This is a genomic window from Shewanella youngdeokensis (assembly GCF_033180165.1).
In the GTDB taxonomy this organism is placed as follows: domain Bacteria; phylum Pseudomonadota; class Gammaproteobacteria; order Enterobacterales; family Shewanellaceae; genus Shewanella; species Shewanella youngdeokensis.
This window is the reverse complement of the sequence record NZ_CP136522.1, coordinates 2,124,815-2,145,144: the sequence shown is the minus strand read 5'-3', so window position 1 is coordinate 2,145,144 and position 20,330 is coordinate 2,124,815. Positions and strand designations below refer to the sequence as shown.

At 41.3% G+C, this 20,330-nt stretch carries 20 protein-coding genes; 14 read left to right on the top strand and 6 right to left on the bottom strand.

From position 1 onward, the window contains the following. Positions 1–101: 101 nt before the first annotated feature. Entirely contained in the window at positions 102–1,010 is a 909-nt protein-coding gene (locus RGE70_RS09190) for a LysR family transcriptional regulator (protein ID WP_310471160.1), read from the top strand. Between the two features lie 161 nt (positions 1,011–1,171). Here the strand turns inward: RGE70_RS09190 and RGE70_RS18595 are convergent, their stop codons facing one another. Next, positions 1,172–1,519: a LysR substrate-binding domain-containing protein gene (locus tag RGE70_RS18595; RefSeq protein ID WP_445655072.1), complete on the bottom strand. Its 348-nt coding sequence runs from the start codon at positions 1,517–1,519 to the stop codon at positions 1,172–1,174. 226 nt (positions 1,520–1,745) lie between these two features. Here RGE70_RS18595 and RGE70_RS18590 point away from each other — a divergent pair, with 226 nt between their 5' ends. After that, positions 1,746–1,928, top strand: a complete 183-nt coding sequence (locus RGE70_RS18590) for a hypothetical protein (RefSeq protein WP_445655071.1) — start codon at positions 1,746–1,748, stop codon at positions 1,926–1,928. Here RGE70_RS18590 and RGE70_RS09180 read toward each other — a convergent pair. Continuing rightward, positions 1,925–2,683 carry a TetR/AcrR family transcriptional regulator gene (locus tag RGE70_RS09180; protein ID WP_310471159.1) on the bottom strand — a complete coding sequence of 253 codons (759 nt, stop codon included), beginning with the start codon at positions 2,681–2,683 and terminating at the stop codon, positions 1,925–1,927. The genes RGE70_RS18590 and RGE70_RS09180 overlap by 4 nt on opposite strands. Positions 2,684–3,274: 591 nt before the next feature. On the opposite strand from RGE70_RS09180, the gene RGE70_RS09175 reads away from it, so the two are divergent. The 6 genes from RGE70_RS09175 to RGE70_RS09150 are packed head-to-tail and all read left to right on the top strand — an operon-like array spanning position 3,275 to position 8,353. Then, positions 3,275–4,552 (top strand): NAD(P)/FAD-dependent oxidoreductase, encoded by a 1,278-nt coding sequence (locus tag RGE70_RS09175; protein WP_310471158.1) that lies wholly within the window; start codon positions 3,275–3,277, stop codon positions 4,550–4,552. After that, positions 4,549–5,328, top strand: a complete 780-nt coding sequence (locus RGE70_RS09170) for a DUF1365 domain-containing protein (RefSeq protein ID WP_310471157.1) — start codon at positions 4,549–4,551, stop codon at positions 5,326–5,328. The genes RGE70_RS09175 and RGE70_RS09170 overlap by 4 nt, the downstream gene beginning before the upstream one ends. Next, positions 5,328–6,569 carry a class I SAM-dependent methyltransferase gene (locus tag RGE70_RS09165; RefSeq protein WP_310471156.1) on the top strand — a complete coding sequence of 414 codons (1,242 nt, stop codon included), beginning with the start codon at positions 5,328–5,330 and terminating at the stop codon, positions 6,567–6,569. The genes RGE70_RS09170 and RGE70_RS09165 overlap by 1 nt, the downstream gene beginning before the upstream one ends. A 12-nt stretch (positions 6,570–6,581) precedes the next feature. Beyond that, positions 6,582–7,088 (top strand): DUF2878 domain-containing protein, encoded by a 507-nt coding sequence (locus RGE70_RS09160; RefSeq protein WP_310471155.1) that lies wholly within the window; start codon positions 6,582–6,584, stop codon positions 7,086–7,088. A 48-nt stretch (positions 7,089–7,136) separates the two neighbouring features. Beyond that, positions 7,137–7,748, top strand: coding sequence for a chalcone isomerase family protein (locus RGE70_RS09155; RefSeq protein WP_310471154.1), 612 nt, complete (start codon positions 7,137–7,139; stop codon positions 7,746–7,748). A 5-nt stretch (positions 7,749–7,753) separates the two neighbouring features. Beyond that, positions 7,754–8,353 carry a DUF3833 domain-containing protein gene (locus tag RGE70_RS09150; protein ID WP_375087943.1) on the top strand — a complete coding sequence of 200 codons (600 nt, stop codon included), beginning with the start codon at positions 7,754–7,756 and terminating at the stop codon, positions 8,351–8,353. A gap of 63 nt (positions 8,354–8,416) precedes the next feature. Here RGE70_RS09150 and RGE70_RS09145 read toward each other — a convergent pair whose 3' ends face one another. After that, entirely contained in the window at positions 8,417–10,216 is a 1,800-nt protein-coding gene (locus RGE70_RS09145; protein WP_310471152.1) for an aryl-sulfate sulfotransferase, read from the bottom strand. Positions 10,217–10,574: 358 nt separating this feature from the next. Here RGE70_RS09145 and RGE70_RS09140 point away from each other — a divergent pair, with 358 nt between their 5' ends. The 4 genes from RGE70_RS09140 (at position 10,575) to RGE70_RS09125 (ending at position 15,526) form a co-directional block, all read left to right on the top strand. Beyond that, positions 10,575–10,982 (top strand): LexA family protein, encoded by a 408-nt coding sequence (locus RGE70_RS09140; protein WP_310471151.1) that lies wholly within the window; start codon positions 10,575–10,577, stop codon positions 10,980–10,982. Positions 10,983–10,984: 2 nt separating this feature from the next. Next, positions 10,985–12,238, top strand: coding sequence for a Y-family DNA polymerase (locus RGE70_RS09135; protein ID WP_310471150.1), 1,254 nt, complete (start codon positions 10,985–10,987; stop codon positions 12,236–12,238). A 362-nt stretch (positions 12,239–12,600) separates the two neighbouring features. Continuing rightward, positions 12,601–15,015 carry a M1 family metallopeptidase gene (locus RGE70_RS09130; protein ID WP_310472955.1) on the top strand — a complete coding sequence of 805 codons (2,415 nt, stop codon included), beginning with the start codon at positions 12,601–12,603 and terminating at the stop codon, positions 15,013–15,015. A gap of 4 nt (positions 15,016–15,019) precedes the next feature. Beyond that, positions 15,020–15,526, top strand: coding sequence for a DUF6702 family protein (locus tag RGE70_RS09125; RefSeq protein ID WP_310471149.1), 507 nt, complete (start codon positions 15,020–15,022; stop codon positions 15,524–15,526). Positions 15,527–15,605: 79 nt separating this feature from the next. Here the strand turns inward: RGE70_RS09125 and RGE70_RS09120 are convergent, their stop codons facing one another. Continuing rightward, a complete protein-coding gene (locus tag RGE70_RS09120; protein ID WP_310471148.1) occupies positions 15,606–15,995 on the bottom strand; it encodes a glycine zipper family protein in 390 nt (129 codons plus the stop codon). A gap of 137 nt (positions 15,996–16,132) precedes the next feature. Between RGE70_RS09120 and RGE70_RS09115 the strand changes: the two genes are divergently transcribed. Further along, positions 16,133–17,155: a phosphotransferase gene (locus RGE70_RS09115; RefSeq protein WP_310471147.1), complete on the top strand. Its 1,023-nt coding sequence runs from the start codon at positions 16,133–16,135 to the stop codon at positions 17,153–17,155. Positions 17,156–17,258: 103 nt separating this feature from the next. On the opposite strand, the gene RGE70_RS09110 is transcribed toward RGE70_RS09115, so the two are convergent. Then, the gene (locus tag RGE70_RS09110; RefSeq protein WP_310471146.1) at positions 17,259–17,756 is read right to left on the bottom strand and encodes a hypothetical protein; all 498 of its coding nucleotides are present in this window, start codon (positions 17,754–17,756) and stop codon (positions 17,259–17,261) included. A gap of 435 nt (positions 17,757–18,191) precedes the next feature. Here RGE70_RS09110 and RGE70_RS09105 point away from each other — a divergent pair, with 435 nt between their 5' ends. Next, positions 18,192–19,211 (top strand): tyrosine-type recombinase/integrase, encoded by a 1,020-nt coding sequence (locus RGE70_RS09105; RefSeq protein ID WP_310472954.1) that lies wholly within the window; start codon positions 18,192–18,194, stop codon positions 19,209–19,211. Between the two features lie 133 nt (positions 19,212–19,344). On the opposite strand, the gene RGE70_RS09100 is transcribed toward RGE70_RS09105, so the two are convergent. Beyond that, entirely contained in the window at positions 19,345–20,124 is a 780-nt protein-coding gene (locus RGE70_RS09100) for an RluA family pseudouridine synthase (protein ID WP_310471145.1), read from the bottom strand. Positions 20,125–20,330 lie beyond the last annotated feature (206 nt).

Genomic DNA, 20,330 nt, shown 5'->3' with positions numbered 1-20,330 from the left:
ATAGTTCTAATACCCTACTATTTATATTTTCTATAGTGTTTTAATTAAAATGGATCTGGTGTAGCACTCATATACGGACGATTGAGTGCTTTGGAGTAGGTATGAAAATTGATTTAAACTTATTTGTTGTCTTTGATGCCATCTATTGCGAAGGGAATATAACCAAAGCAGCCTCAGTGCTCAATTTATCGCAACCGGCAGTAAGTCACTCATTAGGTAAGTTACGATTATATTTTGACGACGCGTTATTTATCCGCCAAGGAAATGAGATGCGGCCGACTCCAGTAGCAAAAAATGTGATAGCGGATGTGCGTGAGGCACTACACCAACTGCAAGTATGTTTAGTGCAGTCTCGTCAGTTTGAACCGCTTACATCTCGCAAAAGCTTTTCTTTATCTTTACATGGTTCTCTAGAGCCCTACTACTTGCCTACTTTGCAACAAACCTTATCTATTGAGTCCCCCGCGATAAACCTCAGTAGTAATAAGCGGGTCAGGCGCAGTGAACTTGAAAATAAATTGGCTAGTGGCGATATTGATTTAGCCATCGATGCGTTAATCCCAGTTAGCAGTAATATCTTACATACCCGCTTAGAACTGGATCAGCTGGTGGTACTCGCTCGCAAAGACCACCCTCTAATTAATCAAGGTTTAGATTTAGCGTCTTATTTAGATTTAGAACATGTATTAGTGTCTTCGCGATCGACTGGGCCGGGAATTGAAGATTTTGAACTATCTCGTATTGGGCTGCATCGTAAAATCTCATTACGTTGCCAAAATGCCTTGTCTGCCTGCAGGGTAATATTAACCAATGATATGCTACTGACCTTGCCAAAAACCGCCGCCGAAATGTATAGCGCAATGCTCGATATTACCATTTACCCTATGCCTGTTGAGTTACCTGGTATTGATGTGCATTTATATTGGCACGCTAATGTGGATAAAGAACCGGCAAATAAGTGGCTGCGTAATAAAATGATTATGGCGGTGTCAAACCCTAAAACGATATAGTTAAGTAGCGTATTCTATTATTACGCAGTTTAATGGAACACATTCAAGATTAAGGTTGCTGGTAATACATGCAGCAATAAACAAGTTTTACTTTTTTTAAGTATAAGAATCAATTTTAACAATTTAAGATGCTATTTATTAAACCGCCACACTATCTTTAATTACAGCACTAGCTTAGGTTGAATATAGTCGATAAATGCCGAAATACGTTTAGCAACAGACGAAGATTTATAATATACCGCGTTAATGAGCTCCCGCTCCGATTTATTGATTTTTTCTGTTTGCAGTAACGTTACTAAGCTACCGTTTTCTATGTTATTTTTAACCATAAAGCCCGATAAACAGGCAATGCCATTCCCTGCTAATGTTAACTGCCGAACTGTTTCGCCATTACTAGAACTTAATGTGGGTTTTACAGTGTAGCCGCCTTTTAATGGCCAGTCATTTAACACTTTAGCGCCTGAGAACCCGACAATGTTGTGGTTTGCTAACTCATGAGTTTGCTGCACAACGCCACGACGAGATAGATACTGCGGTGATGCAACAATAAATAATTCACTTCAGCCCAACGGGCGTGCATTTAAACTGGAGTCCGGCAATGAACCAATACGAATAGCTAAATCCGTTTTTTAGCTAACAAATCAACAAAGCCCTCATTTGAGGACAGGCTTAGCTTAATGTCCAGATATTGGCTTTGAAAGCCCTTAATTAATGGTACTAGTTGGAGGAATACAAATGGACTGGCAGCATCTACGCGTAATCGCCCTTTGGGTAACTGACCTCGAGAAACCAGATCGGCTTCTGCTTGCTGTATTTGTTGCAAACCAACCCGAGTGGCATCAACAAGCTGGCGGCCTTCATCGGTTAACTCAACCCGCCGCTATTAGCAAATGTGAACAGAAATGGTCAGCCGCTTAGATATTTGCTTTGGTCGATAACTCAAGATCTTCACAGCGTAGTGGATCAAGATCCACAACACCGTTAAGTGTACCGTCAATATGTAGGTATTCATTAATAAACTGTAAACAGCGATCAATGTTGCAGTTTGATTGAGTTTCATTCCAGTCTAAACGGTTCAATATTTGATCCATCTCAGCTGCTATGTGTTGGCAATCATTATGATGGCCATTGTGACGTAATATTTGATTATTAGCGACGGCAACGGCTCCGCGCTGTAATATGACTAATGTTTTGTGGCAATCTCGAATTTCATCCTGCTCAGCTTGTAACTCACCAGAATCTAACGCTGTTTGCCACATTGCTTGTTTATTCAATCTAAACCGTTCGAAAGATTTCGAGATATAACCAATGGTGTCAGCCGATGCGTGTTGCCAAATATAACGGTTGGCGGTTATAAAATTGACCCCTAACGCTGGATCTTCACAGCACCATGCTCGAATCACTTCAAACATATAGCGGCACAACAACCTTTCCCTATGCGACAAGTGTGTCATATTAAGCAGTTCACTATGAAACCGCTCAATTTTTTCCAGGTTTAATTTGAATACCCAGCAAAGTATATCTTCTTTATTTTTAAAAGATTCATACAAAGTTGTTTTAGAACAATTAGCTAACAGTGCTAGTTCTGAAAATTTAAATGAAGCAAGACCTTGTTTTTCAATTAGTTTTAAGGCTTTATCTAAAATTAATTTCTGTGTATCAGTCAATGACATATCAATACTACTCGTAAGCTAATTAGCGGTATTTTATCTAACGTTTGATTGACGGGTTGATAACTGCAACACAGTTTTATTACATGCCACTGAGTTGAGGCGCTATGCAATTGTTCGCTAACAGCGTTTACGTGGCGTGTTGATTAAGCCGAGCTTGCGTCTGATTTAAACGGTACTGTGTGACAATCTGTGCTTACAATGTTGGTAGGTCGCTGCCATTCCGGCTATCGCTTTGCATTGAGCTAAGCCTGTTTAGCCTCACTCATTAATAACGCCTCGGTTGTTTTTTCAAGTTTTTTTCAGCCAGTTATACGGCGTAATCCCCCCGTTGCTGCCATACTCAAGTGAACATTGATTTTATTTTTTATAGCTTCATTAATCTTTACCAGTACTGCAATAGGTACAAGCCACATTATCGGTTTGAAGTTATTCATTAATGATTACATTGGCAATCGGCGTTACGTTTTCCATATCCAATTTTAATCAACACAAGGAGTCGTTCGGCTAAGTAAATCAACAATCTATATCAGTCTGACATATCACGAGTTTACCTCGTTCAGTTTTATCGGTAACGACAAGGAATATACGCTAATGGATCCTGCCACAACCAGTCAAAAACGTAAAAGAATCGCCATTGTTGGCTCAGGCATATCGGGGCTAACTTGCGGACATATTTTATCACAAAAGCATGATATTACCGTTTATGAAGCGAATGACTACCTCGGTGGGCACACCGCCACTATTGATGTAGAAAAGGACGGTAAGCATTATGCTATTGATAGTGGTTTTATCGTATTCAATGACCGTACCTATCCAAGGTTTGAACAACTACTTGCCAAACTCAAGGTCAAATCCCTTCCGACGGAAATGAGCTTTAGTGTTCATAACTCGGTCACTCAACTTGAATATAACGGTAATACCCTCTCGAGTCTTTTTGCCCAAAAGCGCAATATCTTTAGCCCTCGCTTTTGGTTATTTATTCGAGAAATATTACGCTTTAACAAAATGTGTAAGCAAGCTTTTGTCGACAACCATTACCGCTATCAAACGTTAGGTGATTTACTCACACAAGAGCGCTTTAGTGAATTCTTTAGCTTGCATTATATATTGCCGATGGGCGCAGCCATTTGGTCGTCGAGCATCGACGATATGAAAGCCTTCTCATTACGTTTTTTTATTCAGTTTTTTCACAACCACGGTTTACTCAATATTACGGACAGACCGCAATGGTACGTCATCGAAGGGGGGTCTCGCCGTTATATTCCTGAACTTATCGCTCCGTTTCAATCCAATATTCATCTCAACAGCCCTGTGAGCGCTGTTGTACGTCATGATCAAGGCGTCGAGCTTAAGATTCATGATCAATGGGTAGCGTTTGATGAAGTGGTGCTCGCTTGCCATAGCGATCAAGCTTTAGCCATGCTCAGTGACGCCACTGACGATGAACAACAAGTATTGGGTCAATTGGCTTACAGAGACAATGAGGTCGTTTTACATTGTGATGAGTCAATATTACCTAAAAGCAAGGCCGCTTGGGCAAGTTGGAACTACCGTTTAGACGGTGATACTAAAAAGAAAGCGTCTGTCACCTATAACATGAATATTTTGCAGAATTTACCCAGTAATGCGCCAACTTTTTGCGTCACGTTAAATCAATCAGAGCTGATTGATAGCAATAAAATAGTGCGCACTTTCAATTATGCGCACCCGGTATTTAACGAGCAGACATTGTTAGCTCAATCGCAAAAGTCATTAATATCAGGGGTTAACAAAACCCATTTTGCCGGTGCATATTGGTATAACGGCTTTCATGAAGATGGTGTACACAGTGCTTTTGATGTGTGCAACGCCTTTGGACTTAGTTTATGACAGTCTTGCTCAATAGTGGCGTATACCAAGGTGATGTAAAGCATCGACGTTACCATCCGCATCAACATAGTTTTGACTATCAAATGGCCATGTTGGTGCTTGATCTTGACGAACTCTACTTGGTTGAGCAATTAAGCTGGTTATTTAGCACCTCGGGGGTTGCCCCACTCTCTTTTAAGCAAGCAGATTACCTCAGCGGGTTAGACCCAACAGATAATAATTCAGGTTCACCTGTAATGCCCAGTAACCTAAAAGGCAGAGTGCTCAATGAAGTGGCTAAGTTAGGGGGGAAGACGGAGTGCAATAGAGTGGTATTTGTTGGACAAGTGCGTCACTTTGGCATTTACTTTAGCCCGATTAATTGCTTCTTTTGTTACCAAGGCACAGCTGTTCAATACATGCTAGCGGAAGTCAGTAATACCCCTTGGAACCAGCGTCATTATTATCTCGTCGACCTTAATGACCCAAAACCAACAGATAAAGCGTTTCATGTGTCGCCTTTTATGGATCTAAACATGCAGTATATATGGCGGATCACCCCGCCATCATCATCGGTCAAAATCGGGATTGAAAGTCGCAATCCACAAAAGCTGTTTGACGCCAATTTATGTTTATCTCGACGAGAGATGAGTCATATTAATTTACGGAAAATGCTTCTGCAATACCCGCTAATGACACTTAAAATTGTGCAAGGGATATATTGGCAAGCGTTGAAGCTATTCATCAAGCGTGTGCCTTTTATTGGGCATCCGGGGAAATCAGTGGAGAAATTATAATGGACAATATTGCCACCAAGAAAAGCCTAGCACGTGCAGGATCACCCGATAACTTAGCCAGAAAAATGTTACTTACCGCCTTGCCAAATTTAGCCGATGGTCATTTAAGTTTGATTGATGGCGATAACAGTTACGAGTTTGGTAACAAAGACTCTGATCTGCATGCCACGCTGGTGGTTGAACATCCGCGTTTCTACCGTCAAATCATGTTGTCGGGCTCTATTGGTGCAGGTGAAGCTTATATTCAACAGCATTGGAGTAGCCCAGATCTAACCAAGGTGATACAGATTTTTGCTAGAAACTTGCCATTATTAGATAAGTTAGAAAAAAAGTTCTCATGGCTGACACATGCTTTTAGTCGCATAGGTCATCTGTTCAACCGCAATACTCAAGCAGGCTCCAAGCAAAATATTTTAGCCCATTATGATTTAGGTAACGATATGTACCAGACATTTCTTGATAAAGAGATGCTGTATTCAAGTGCCTTATATCCCCATACCGCAGCGTCACTTGAGGAGGCGCAGCAGCATAAGCTCAAAACGATTTGTGAGCGGCTAGACTTAACCGCGGGCCAAACACTGCTTGAGGTTGGTACCGGTTGGGGGGCGTTGGCGATTTACGCCGCCAAGCACTATGGGGTTAAGGTTACTACCACGACCATCTCTGACGCTCAGTTTGACTATGCGATCGCGCGAGTGTCTGCTGAAGGGCTAAACGACCGGGTAACATTATTGAAGGACGACTACCGTTTATTAACCGGTGAGTACGACCGTGTCGTGTCAATTGAGATGATTGAAGCGGTCGGGCATGAGTTTTTACCTGTGTTTTTGAAAAAGCTAGCAAGTCTGTTAAAGCCTAACGGTCGTTTGCTCATACAAGCAATAACGATTGCCGACCAGCGCTATAACAGCTACCGCAAAAGTGTGGATTTTATCCAGCGTTACATTTTTCCTGGAGGCTGTTTACCCTCTATTACCCGTGTGACCAATGCGCTAACCCAGCATACCGATTTTGTCACTTGGTCGGTGGATGATATGGGTTTGGATTACGCGAAAACAGTTAAAGACTGGCAGGATAATTTTGACGCCGCTCAGCCACAAATTAAGCAGCTTGGCTATGGTGATGATTTCATACGTATGTGGAAGTTCTACTTAAGTTATTGTGAAGGTGGCTTTCTAGAACGCACCACTAGCGCGGTTCAGTTAGTAGCGGTGAGGCCACTATACCGTCTCAATCAGTAGAAGGCTGTGCTCTTGTTAACCCAAATATATAAACTCGCCGCGCAACATTTGACTATCGTCAATTTGGTGATGTTCCAGTCGGTGTGGTGGATGTCTATTTTGTACCAAAATCGCTTTATCAGCCTGAGCTTTGCTCTATTGCTGATCCACTTTATGCTCTCAAGCCGAAGGCAGTCTGATTTAGCCCTAATGTTTACCGTTACTGCTGTCGGTGCCGTTATTGATCCTCTACTTATATATGTTGGGGTGTTTGTATTTAGTGAGCCTCCCTACTGGTTATTACTGCTTTGGTGTCACTTTGCCATTAGCCTTCGCTATAGTATGGGATTTACCCAGAAGCTGCCATGGTATACCAACGCTATCATTGGGGGCGTGTTCGGCTGCTTGAGTTATTTAGCAGGAGCACGTTTTAATGTTGTGCACTTGCCGCTGGCGTATTTCACCTCAGTCATGATCCTCTTTGCCATCTGGTTCGTAATATTTCCTATGTTCGTTACCGCCAGTAGGCGAATACACTAGGCATACAGCCGCAGTGGCTACTGGCAAATCAGCATAAAAGGTCAATATATGAGTTACTCATGGGTCAACTACACTCTCTTGCTCATTTCTGTGTTACTGGGCTCTGCCAACGCGGCGCAAAGCGCGCAGCTTGATATACAACCGTCCGATAAACCGCTCAACAATGTAGATGCAGCGGCGGTGAACACTTTTCCCAGCCTCTTAGAATCGCTTACTGAAGTGGGCCGCACTGAAATGCAATGGTGGTGGTTGACGCTATATCGTGCCAGACTTCTTAGCCCGAATGGTGATTATCAATCCACCCCCTCACTTAACACTTATCCATTAATTTTAGAAATTAAATATTACCAAGCGATCCCAAGCGAGCGTTTAGTCGAGGCGACCTTAGATCAATGGCAACATTTAGGACTAGATGATGAGCGCCAACAAAATTGGCATGCCAAAATCAGCTCGCTCTGGCCAGATGTGGCAGAAGGCGACACCCTTAGTCTTAAAGTTAATAGTGAGCAAAATAGTCAGTTTTATTTCAACGGAACCCCTCTGTCTCAATCGATGCCTGCTGGCTTTAGTCACGATTTTTTAGCGATTTGGCTGTCAGACAAAACCAGTCGTCCACAGCTTAGAGAACAGTTATTAGGAGAAATTAAATGCGACTGCTGAATACAATCAAAACCATTTCTATGCCACTGAAAAGGTTGTTTAAAGTAGGGTTGATTGTATCTACAGCATTGCTGCTTAATGCCTGTACTAGTCATGATATTGAAGATTACCAAGGCAGTAGCCCTCACCTGGACTTAAAGCAGTTTTTTAATGGCTCGCTGACCGCACACGGTATGGTGCAAGACTTTAGTGGCCAAGTCGTCAGACGCTTTACCGTTAAAATGTTTGCTAGCTGGGAAGGAAATAACGGCAAAATATCAGAATGGTTTATCTATGATGATGGTGAAAAGCAGACCCGAGTATGGAACATCGTTAACCTTGGGGGCGGCAACTATTCTGGTCGGGCTAATGATATTTTAGATGTAGCTACCGGGCGTGCTGTGGGTATGGCATTACAGTGGCAATATGACATGGTACTGCCTGTTGGTGATACACAATATCAAGTTAGATTTGATGATTGGATGTTTCTCGTCGATGAAAACACCATGATTAATCGCAGCGACATTATTAAATTTGGGCTCACGATGGCCGAAGTGACATTGGTGATCACCAAGCAAGCCGATGCAGATTTTTCAAATATGATCGCTGCTGATGAAGTGCAGTAGTAGAAAATCAAAAGCCACTCAACAGACTGTGAGTGGCTTTTTAGGGTTAACGACATGGCACTATTATTTCATCATGTCAGCGATTTTAATGACTTGTGCTCGGTAACCGGTTTTAAAGATTTGGTTTGAGTCAACATCAATTCGCACAGCAGGTTTAGTCTCACCATAACGATGCTCAACTAAAATCGATTTCGTTTTACCCGTCGTGTCATCCCACTTAACGTTACCTAATCCACCGCCTGCACCAAACAACCCTGAAGAGGCGTAATAACTCATCATAGAGTCTTTATCTTCTTGATATTTAACGATTGATGTAATTGGGCTATAGCCCTCATAACCGAGTTCTTCTTTACCATACTCCCATACTTGCTGTACGGTCATGTCTTTATCGTTCACTTTGTATTCTACTGAACGAGAATACTTAGCCATCGGTATGGCTGGTTGTTCTAGGTAACGACCATCGCCGTTATCAAATACCGTTATGGTTCCTTTTTGCGGTACGACATAAGCGGTATGCTGGGTCCAAGTAAAGTCAAAGTTTGTATCTTTACATTCACCCTTGCTACTACAATTGAGCTTGTTACCTTTAGCGTCAACGGGGGTCAGCAGTTTGTCTTGGTATTTTTCGCTCCAACCTTCAGATGCAGATAAAATCCATTTTACTTTTTTGTCGCGCCCTATTTTTATCACTGCAGACTGGTGACGCGAACTGAGCACGATAGAGTCATCTTTAGCGTCATAATCAACCGAATTAACGTGTGCCCAGTTGCGACCGGCACCAACTCCGGGGATATCACCGTAAGGGGCATCCGCTAGATCTTCAGCGCTCACTTTGTGGCCTGCTTTGTCTAAATCGACATTTAAACAAACAGCACCAGAATCTAGTGATAATAATGCTGCATCACGCTGATTATCAAGGATTTGGTTTAAGTCCCAGAAATCAACCAATTTGCCATTTTTATCTAGCTCAATGATATGGTCACGAACTGAGTTTACTAATAACCCTTTATCATTTCGGTAATTTTTACGCGCAGCTCGGATAAAGTAATTACCATTGGCCGCTTCAATTGCTTCATGAGAGCCATCTTGGAAATCACCTGGTAATAATCGGTCACCGAGCATTTTGCCCATAATCGACATATGTTTCCAGCCTTGGCCTTGAACCCAAATCATGTCACCGTCTTTGGTTACGTTCATCCCCATTGGGTAGCCCGCTCCATTTAAGTATTCTGGATCATGAGTCGTATAAGGGTTTAAATACCAACGAATTTCACCGGCGGTATCGATAATGAAAAAACCTGGAGTTGCATCCCATGCTAATGCACCAGGAGCGGTATTGTTGTTGTGCGCTATTTGCGCATTTTTAGCGTCTTTACTGTTCCAAGATAAAAAGTACAGGCGGTCTTTAAAGTCATCTGCCACATAGTGTACGTCAGTAATTGGTGCTTTCGCCCACATCCCTTGACCAAAGCCCATATCGATATCGGGAGTTAAAATTTTATAGTCAAAAGTTTTTTTCTCGCCAGCCTCGGTCCAGTCAATTGTTACGGTATTTAAGTGATCTGGATATAAACCAAAAATCGGCACCCCACCATCTTCCATTACCTTGGTATCGGAAACCGGATACTCAATTGGTACACCATTATTTCGGGCATGTACTTTTACCGTGACATCATTAATATTGTGCCCATGCAGTGACACTAATGCCGTAAGCGGAGCATTCTCATATGGGTTATTGATCACAACCCCCAGCGGCGTTCCTCTTGCCGGCTTCATTAATAACCCATCCACACTACTTGCAGTTGCTTGACTGCTTAACCCCATCAACACCAAAGTCATTGCTATACGCGATAGTTTCATCATTACCTCGATCTATTATATGAATATGTTTCGTCGCAAATAGAATGACAGGTTCAGAGATAGTCTTTAGCATCGTTAATCACAGGGCGTCAGTACGATTTTTACTTCGAGTTTATAAGCTTGATCACGGAAATAATGGCCAGCATGTATAAGTGAAATCACCATGCCTCTTGTTACTAAATAGAACGCTTAACCCTCCCATTTGCCTATATGAGTCATCATTGCAAACCATCAAATATCAGCAACTTGCTAGGTTGAGGTTTAAATATGCCCTGTTGTTATCACGCTATTTAACAAAGAGTATTGAATAAAATCCTACAAGCACTACAATACTGTATATATGTACAGTTGAGTGTAAAAAATGAATGTTATCTCTATTTATGCCAGTGCCGGGATAACCGGCTTTGAGTCACCCGCTAGCGATTATCAACAACTACCATTAAGCCTTGACGAGTTATTGATTGAACACCCCAGTGCCACCTTCATAGGCCAAGCTCATGGCGATTCTATGCAAGGTGTGGGGATTTTTGATGGCGATATTTTAGTCGTAGACAGGCATGTAAGCGTCAGAAATAATGACGTTATTGTTGCTAATTACAACGGCGCATTTGTGTGTAAAATTATTGATAAAATTAATCGACAACTCTTATCTGCCAATGAATCACACATGAGTACACCCATTCTTGAGCACGACACATTTAGCGTCGAAGGGGTCGTTATTCGCTCGATACGTTGTCACCGAAAAAGCCCCATATTAGAGATAGCCTAAGCATGTACGCCCTTGTTGACGCCAATGCTTTCTATTGCAGCGCTGAGCAAGTCTTCAGGCCTGAATGGCGTAACCGGCCGATTGTGGTACTCAGTAACAACGATGGTTGTATTGTGGCGGCTAATAAACAGGCTAAAGCGTTAGGGATCCAAAAATTTGGCCCCTATTTTGAGGCAAAAAAACTGTGCGAGCAAAAAGGCGTGATAGCGCTTTCGTCCAACTATGAACTGTACGGTTCTCTCTCATCAGCGATGATGGAGGTTATTGGTCGCTTTGCGCCCGAGCAACACATCTACTCAATTGACGAGTCATTCCTATCTTTTAAACATTGTTACCCGGCAATTCCTTGCTTAGCTACACATGCAACAAAGATCAGGCGAGCAGTATGGAAAGAAACTCGTCTGCCGGTTTGTGTCGGGATCGGAGCCACTCTAACGCTCGCTAAAGTGGCGAATCATGCAGCTAAAAAAATCGCCGGCTATAACGGTGTTTGCGCTATTGATTCAGTATCACAGCGCAACAACATACTAAAATCGATGCAAACCAGCGACGTTTGGGGCGTGGGTAAGCGTATATCAAAGCGGCTTAACGATATGAACATCACTAATGCCTATGCACTTTCACAAATGAAAACAGGCCTAGCCAAAAAGCATTTTAGTATTGAACTAGAGCGTACAGTGCGTGAACTTAATGGCGAAGAGTGTAAAGGATGGGACGAAGCACGAGCAGATAAAAAGCAAATATTTTCAACGCGTAGCGTCGGTAATCGAATCGTTGAGGTAAGCTCCTTATGCCAAGCATTAAGTAAGCATGCAGCCATAGCTGCCGCTAAAGCCAGAGCACAGGGGTCACTGTGTAAAAGCATGATGATATTTGCCACCAACTCACCTTTTGATGAACGCCCCGGCGGATTTAAATATATCCATCACTTTGCCTCGCCCACCAATGACAGCTGCGAACTGATTGAGGCCGCGACGCAAATCGCATTTACTCGGTTTAGGGCCGATATTCGCTACTATAAAATCGGCATAGGCCTTATTAACTTATCCTCTGCAGCACACCTACAAGGGGATCTATTTGAGAACACTAAAAATCCAGCCATGATGACCGTACTCGATAAAATCAATGCTCAATACGGCACGGACTCACTGTTCATTGCCGCACAAGGGATCTCGCAAAAATGGAGCATGCGCCGAGAAATGCTCACGCCGCAGTACACCTCATGTTGGCACGATATTCCGCTTATAAAATGCTAACGAACATGAAAAACCAATCTAAATAGCTACAATACTGAACTGCTAAATTTGCCCACTAAACAGCAATGTAAACCAACTACTGCCATAACCCTCAAGCCGTTAACACTCAATATCCATTGTAAATAGCCATGTGCTTAGCCTTTATACAATTAGAGCTTAAATTAGCAGCTTTAAATCGTTACAAAGTATTTAACCCATTGACGTAAGGGCGGTTGTCCATTGTATAATCCTTAACTATGTTAAAACAGTATAAAGATATTCCTAAACATTATAACAACAAGTGATGATGTACTATCACTACTCAAAACAAGAGATGTAACTAAGTGAATAGACTATTAACCACCTCAATCGTAACAATAACGATGTGTTCAAGCTTAGTGCTTCCCGTGCAAGCTTCAGCAATAAAACAATCAAAAGGCGACTATGAAGATGTCTTTCGTCAGTTAGATGAAGACTTACCAACGCCTAACGTCTACCGTAATGCAGCCGGAGAACCTGGACACGAGTATTGGCAGCAGCAAGTTGACTACCAAATCAAAGCAACCTTGATTGAAGATAAACGCCGTTTAGAAGCAACCCAAACTGTCACTTATACCAATAATTCGCCCGATACCCTTAAATATTTGTGGTTACAACTGGATCAGAATTATTATAAAGCCGATTCGATTGCAAGCCGCACCCGGACCTTTTCAACCGCATCAGAACTTGCAAAAAGTGTTAATGGTAAGCCAACTAAAATTGGACTCAACACACTACGTTCACAACAGTTTTTAGCCGACAATGAAGTGGGTTATGAAATCGGTGATGTCAGTATCAACGGCAAAAAATTACGCGCCACAATCGTGGGCACGAACATGCGTATTGACCTGTTAAAGCCATTAAAGCCGGGTAAAACCACCGAATTCACACTGGATTATGCATTCAATATCACGGAGCAAAAAGCCGTCGGTGGGCGTTCTGGCTATGAGCACTTCCCTAAGGATGACCGTGAAGGCGGAAATGATATTTTCCAATTAGCCCAATGGTTTCCGCGTTTACATGCCTATACCGATTATGAAGCTTGGACCAATAAAGCCTTTTTAGGCAGTGGTGAATTCACTCTCGAATTTGGTGATTACGATGTTGAACTTACTGTCCCTGCTGACCATATTGTAGCGGCAACCGGCGAGCTACAAAATGCCAATTCAGTACTGACAAAAGTTCAACGTCAACGGTTTGAAAAAGCTAAAAACAGCAAACGCCCAGTGTTCATTGTTACTGAAGCCGAAGCATTAGATAATGAATTAGCTGCAACAAACAAAACCAAAACATGGCATTTTGAAGCTGAAAATGTCAGAGATTTTGCTTGGTCGTCTTCACGTAAATTTATGTGGGACGCAAAGGGTTACCAACAAACATCTTCTGAACGACCTTTGGTAATGGCAATGTCATTCTACCCGAAAGAAGGTGGTGATTTGTGGAAGAAATACTCTACCGAAAGCATCATTCATACCATGCAGGTGTATTCAAAGTACTCATTTGATTACCCATATCCAACGGCGCAGTCTATTAACGGACCTGTTGGTGGTATGGAATACCCTATGATCACGTTTAACGGCCCTCGAACAGAGCTACAAGATGATGGTACTCGAACATATACATTGTCTGAAAAACGCTTTTTAATCGGCGTAGTGATCCATGAAATTGGCCATATTTACTTTCCGATGATTGTTAACTCTGACGAACGTCAGTGGACATGGATGGATGAAGGGCTAAACAGCTTTTTAGATTCATTAGCCAAAAGAGAGTGGGAAACCGAAACGCCTTGGGCAAGAGAAGCCAGTGATATTGTTGAGTACATGAAATCTACAGTCCAAGTGCCTGTAATGACTCAGTCAGATAGTGTGTTAAAACTAGGACCAAATGCTTATACCAAACCCGCTGTAGCACTAAATATTTTACGTGAAGTGGTTTTAGGTCGTGAGTTATTTGATTTTGCCTTTAAAGAATACGCCACTCGCTGGAAGTATAAACGCCCTACTCCATCAGACTTTTTCAGAACGATGGAAGAAGCATCTGGGGTAGATTTAGATTGGTTCTGGCGTGGTTGGTTTTACAGTACCGATCATGTCGATATCTCAATCGATAAAGTCTACAAATTAAGAATGAACACTAAAAACCCCGATATCGATTTTGCTCGTGAAAGACAAATAGAACAAGACAAACCTGTGCCTATGTCGATTATACGAAACAAAGAAGAAGGCTTGAAAAGTTGGGTTGAGCTAAATAAAGATGTGACAGATTTTTATGAAGAAAATGATAAATTCACTGTCACCAACAAAGAGCGTAACAAATACAATAAGTTGCTTAAAAAACTAGAACCATGGGAACTAGAGGTTATTGAGCGCGCAGTAAAAGAAGACAAAAACTACTATGTACTGGAGTTTTCTAACTTAGGCGGATTACCTATGCCTATTTTACTACAGCTTACCTATAAAGATGGCACCGTTGAATCGCTCAACATTCCAGCTGAAATCTGGCGTCGAAATGCGAAGTCAGTTAATAAACTGATCGTTTCGGACAAGACACTAACCCAGGTAGAAATTGACCCACACTGGCAAACTGCTGATGTTGATTTAAACAATAACAACTTCCCACGCCGGATCATTGAGTCAAGAATCGAAGCGTATAAGAAGGAAAAAGACAAGAGCCATTTGAAGCGCGATATTATGCAAGATATTAAAACTAAACTGAAATCAGACGAAGACCTAGAGTCTGAAGCTGGTAAGGCTGCTTAACTCTATGTATATCAGAGTCATATTGGCCATCGTGATCAGCTTGCTGATGAACACTGTCGTCAGTGCACATCAGCAGAAAACGGCAATAACCACAATTAGCTTTAATCACCGTGTTAATAATATTGAGGTTATGCATAAGTTTTATTTGCATGATGCAGAACACGCCGTTAAAGATCTGTTTGATCCTAGCGCAGATATACTCAGCAACAAGGCAACACAAAATACTTTTGCAGAGTATGTTCAGCAGCAATTTGGCATACAAAAAAGTAATGGTGAGCAACTACCATTATCATTTGTTGGCATTGAGCTTGATGGAAAATACTTGTGGATTTACCAAGAAATGAGCATTCCAGAAAACTTAAATGGTCTGTCTATTTCAAATGGTTCACTGCAAGATTTATGGCCATCGCAAGTAAATTTAGTCAATATTGAAGGCCGAGGGGAGATCCAGTCACTGCTATTTGATAGCAGTGACGATGTGCTGACAATATCATTACCGCAACAAAGGTAATCAACTAAACGGCATATAATGCTAAGTCACTCAACGTTAAAACAAGTGGCTTAGCTTATATTTTTACAGGTATGACAAATTAATTAAGAACGACATAACCTCTATTAATCATACAATTACGCTTAACCATCTGCTTTTCTGCTTCAAACTTTTCCGCATTTAAACGACGCTCTCGACCATTCGACAAAATCCCCAAACCAAGACCTATAGCAGCCCCCTGTTTTGCTCCATCGGTTCCAGAACCGCCAGCAATAGCTTTACCCGCTGAGCCAATCGCAGCTCCTTTTGCCGCAGTGCCTAATGCACTTTCACCTGATTGATTTTGCTGCACTTGAGTCGAAAGCTCGGTACATTGGTGTAGATCATAAATATAATCTTTTTCATCTACGCCCGCTTTGTCTACAATAATGTTCGCCATAGCATTCGACGATACACATAGCATCATTAATAAAAATAATCTTTTAGCCATTGCCAATTGCCTTATTCAAACCAGTTAAACTATCAATATAGGCTCTGAACAATATTTTTATTGACTCGTGTTGTATACAGGTAAAATTACTAGTTTGTATGAATAGGCAACCGAACTCTCATTAAAGGTGTACAACATTGAATAACACAAACTCGTCTTTTGACACATTATTGGCTGAAATAGTCAGTACCGAAAACTACCAAAAAACAGAAGTTATTCAGTCACTATGGTCAGGCTATGGTGAAATTGCGCGCTATCAGATCCGCCCACCGCTAACAGGGCGTAAAGGTGCTTTTGTGGTTAAACATATTCAACCACCAAAAGTCGAAAACCACCCTCGCGGCTGGTCGGGTGAAACATCACACCAAAGAAAAATTAGCTCATATAATGTCGAGGCTCATTTTTATCAATATTGGGCCAATAACATCAAACCCAAATGTGCACTGCCGCAGTATATTGGCCAGGCCAATTTATCAAAATCATCCTTTGCAAAAATGATTGTGATGTCCGATTTAGACTATGAAGGGTTTCCGCGACGCTTAGCTACCGCTTCGGTTGAGCAAGCCAAAGTTTGTTTACGCTGGTTAGCCCAATTTCACGCGATCAATTTACAGTATCAGCCAGACGCTACCTGGCCACAGGATTTATGGCCCATTGGCAGTTATTGGCACCTATCAACTAGAGAGGCTGAGCATAAGTCGATGCAAGATAGCCCCTTAAAACAAGCCGCAGCAATACTTGATGAAAAGTTAAATTCTATAAATTTCAAGACATTAGTTCACGGCGATGCCAAAATTGCTAATTTTTGTTTTTCTACAGATCTTACAAAAGTCGCCGCAGTTGATTTTCAATATGTTGGTGGCGGTTGCGGTGTTAAAGACGTAATTTACTTTCTTGGTAGCTGTTTAAATGAAGCCGTATTGTCACAAGAATTTGATCAACTCATTGATTACTATTTTACTGAACTCAACTCAGCATTAAGCAAGACAAAAATGGCGAAGCACATAAACCATGTTGAACAAGAATGGCGACCACTAGTTTGTATTGCATGGGCTGACTTTGAGCGCTTTCTAGCCGGTTGGGCACCAACACACGTCAAGCGTACCCATTTTAGCCACCAACTTACACTTAAAGCATTGGCCAGTCTTAGTAATCGCTAGCTTTTAAGCAAATATAATTCATATATGCAAAAGGTTAAGTTAGTTTAACTGCTTAACCTTTTACCTGAATCGCTCAACAACACTTTGAATTACTGACGGATTATTATTCTAGCTCGTTTAAGTGTGCTTCTGACTCTGACAGTAAGTTATCGATAGCTTGGTCAAAACTGTCTAATTGCTTCAGAGAAATATAGGCTTTTAACCTAAAGATAAGATCATTACTCAGCTCAATGTGTGACTTTTTTTTTCGCTTCTTTATTTGTGATAGCTCCTTTCGTACCATACGCCAACCATGATCACTGAAATACTGGTTAAGGCAAGTATTGGCAGTGAGCAATTCATTACTGATCCCTTGCGCCGCCCTTCTCTTTTTTGTTAACTGCGTGAGTAATTTAGCTAGTGCCAAATAGTGTGTTAGTTGCTGTTGCTCAGTGTCAAAACTAACAAACCAATCTTTTCGCTTTTTAGTTTCTTCAATTGGGATCAATCTAAAAATTAGCGGTAACGCAAAGACTAACTCTTCTTCAGCAAGTAAAGCTAACTTCCTGCCAGCTTTTGGTTTTAAGTCGTGAGATTGCCATTCTTGTTTGCTACTTGGCATGTGATAAACCCTTAAAATAAAACTATGGTTACACCATACAATAAGGGCAAATATAACATTAAAAGTTATGCTTAGCTAACACAGTTTCGCTCTCTGTTTAGCGAGCTGAACAACTGTTAGTATGGTGCAACCATAGAATTATATTATCAAGCTTTACTGATAACTTGGTTTACTAAATCGTTGTCGAGCCAATCTTTAAAGCCTAAATTTTAACCACACAAAAGCCACTTAAATAGCAAAATTTATGAGTTAATCATATATTGTTCAAATAACTAGCATCTAACACCAAAATGGTGCGCTACCAGTGATAATGACGATTATCACTGGTAGTGATAGGCCTTAATAGTTAAAATATTGCCAATACCCTGCTGCTTAAAAGCATTTTATGCCACCGTCGAGAATACTAAATATATGAATAATAGCCGTTTAAGTAACATGGCTAATAAAGCAGTTGCGACAGTTAATGACGATGGTTTCTATCAAGAGCAGACTTTGCCTCTTTCAATTTTGAATGACTTTGAAAGTGCTGCCAGTGAAACAGAATTTGAGATCTCGGCCAATACCCGCCGGGTTTACAAAGCCTCATTCAGTATATTTAACAGCTATTGCGAGCAACATGGTTTAAGTCCGTTGCCAGCAGATCCGAGAACAGTAATTTCTTTTATCGGTCATCAAAAAGATGTCTACCAAGCAAAGAACGGTCATCAGTTATCAACGCAAACGATTAATAGTCGATTAGCTGCAATTCGGTTTTATCATATTCAAGCGGGGGCGACCTCACCAACAGAGCACCCGCTAGTGATCCGAGTGATGCGGGGCTTAATGCGTAATCATAATCGACTCGTTACTGATTATGATCAACAACCTATTATGTATGACGAGCTCGAATTATTACTACAAGCAATCGACAGCAAACCACAGCTTTTAGCCAAAAAACGAGACAAAGCGATTATCCAACTTGGGTTTCAGGGTGGCTTTAGACGATCGGAGCTGGCCAATATTAAAATTAACCATTTAAGCTTTTTGCGCGATAAGCTAAAAGTACGTCTGCCCTACTCTAAAAGTAACCAACAAGGACAGCGTGAATGGAAAGTTCTTCCCAAGTCAGAGCCATTTTCAGCGTTTGATGCCGTCAAAGAATGGATCACAGCCGCGGGAATTAAAGAAGGTCATGTATTCAGATCGCTATCAAGGGATTGCAATTCGATACGAGAGTACCATGTTGAACAAAACAATTCTGGTAGAGGTTTTTTACGTGGTGATGATATATACCAGTTAATAAAAAAGTACTGCCATAAAGCAGGACTCGATCCACAGTATTATGGTGCTCACAGTTTGCGAAGTGGCTGCGTGACTCAGTTACATGAAAACAAAAAAGATCTTTTATATATTATGGGTCGAACCGGCCATACTGATCCGCGCTCATTGAACCACTACCTAAAACCAACCGATTAATTTTGCATGATATATATTTAGTGAAATGAGTGGCTATCATATTTACGTCACTCATTTAATATATAGTCCAACGCTTTTATCTTTTCGCTATGCTCATGTCAGTTTACAAAAGTTCAATGCAAAAGCAGCAACACTAGAACGGACATGCACTAAAACCTAATACCCTTTCGCCAGTAATCGGATGGTCAAACTCTAATCTCGTTGCGTGCAGCATTAAACGCGGTGCTAATTGGTGAGAAAATTCAGTGCCATACAGATCACAACCGATAATGGGATGGCCTATTTGTTGACAGTGAATACGCAGTTGATGTGTCCTGCCGGTTTTTGGGGTTAGCTCAACTCGTGTAACCTGACTTGAAACCGCCGGACTTCCAATTTGAGCCATGGTTGAACGATTGCAATCATGCTGCAAGTTTGATGATTCAGTTGAGTATTTTACAGCGTCTTGCTCAAGAGTATTACTGTAATGTTCTCGCGATAAAACCTGGTAAATTGAATGTGCAGGTTTGCCCTCTTGTTGGCAAATTTTCATTAATGGAAAATTGGGTTTATCTTTAGCGATAGGCAAAACTATTTCACCGCTCTCTTTTAGAACATCTCCAGCAAGCAATGCCGTATATCTTTTTAACACCTTTCTTTCACTAAACTGTTTGCATAATAACGCGTTAATAGTTTTGTTTTTGGCAACAACCATAATGCCTGAAGTGCCTAAATCGAGTCGATGCACTAAAGTACATTCTGGATACTGTTTAACTAAACGATGATGTACTGAGTCTAGATTAGCGGGATGCTTACCCGACAGTGACAGTAAACCAGAAGGTTTATTAATTAATAAAAAATGTTCGTTATCAGCAATAATCACAATTTGTTCGTGACAAGGAGGAGCGATAAAAGTATCGACTATGGGTTGCATATTGAGCTGCCTGAAAATAGAAGTTATTGATAAAAACGCTAACAATAAGAATGACGACAATAAATTACAGGTCGTTATCGACCCAAATGGTGAAACACAAAAAAGAGCTAACCAATCTACAAGTTGATATTCGCTGATAAGGTTGAAAAATCACTTTAACGGCAAAAATGAATAAGCATGCAAAAACAAAAGTATAACCCCGAGAT